Genomic DNA, 606 nt, shown 5'->3' with positions numbered 1-606 from the left:
TTCGGTTCATGCGAACCGAAATCCTATCCGGTATTAGCCCCGGTTTCCCGGAGTTATCCCAGTCTTACAGGCAGGTTATCCACGTGTTACTCACCCGTCCGCCGCTAACCTTTGGGAGCAAGCTCCCAGAGGTCCGCTCGACTTGCATGTATTAGGCACGCCGCCAGCGTTCGTCCTGAGCCAGGATCAAACTCTCCATAAAAGTGTTTGATATAGCTCTTAAAAAAATAGAATTAACGTTGACGCTTTTCTTTGTTCAGTTTTCAAGGAGCAAGATTCTATTGTAACACATACATTGAAGTATGTCAATAGATTTTATTGTTTTTTGTTCACTGTTCTCAAAACAGCGACTTTAATAATGTAACATAAATCAACAAGTAAAGTCAACAACTTTTTTAAATTACTTTTTGAATAACTTGTCCTTTTCTTAAGGACGAATGCTATGATAACATCCTTTATCTGTTATTGTCAACACTATAATTAAGAAAAACCGGGCAAAAACCGCCCGGTCCTTTTTTGTTTAGCGTATGTCTGATATTTTGTACTCTATCCCTTGTACTCCTTTATAATACTCAGGGTACATTTCTCCTCCACATTTTTCACATG

At 39.1% G+C, this 606-nt stretch carries 1 rRNA gene; it reads right to left on the bottom strand.

Annotated features, from left to right (window positions below):
- Positions 1-202, bottom strand: a 16S ribosomal RNA gene (locus MLE14_RS22340); the annotation flags it as partial.
- Positions 203-606: the final 404 nt, after the last annotated feature.

It is taken from the genome of Bacillus litorisediminis, assembly GCF_022808645.1.
Lineage (GTDB): Bacteria > Bacillota > Bacilli > Bacillales > JC228 > Bacillus_BF > Bacillus_BF litorisediminis.
The sequence above is the reverse complement of the archived record's forward strand: the minus strand, read 5'-3'. Positions and strand labels throughout refer to the sequence as shown.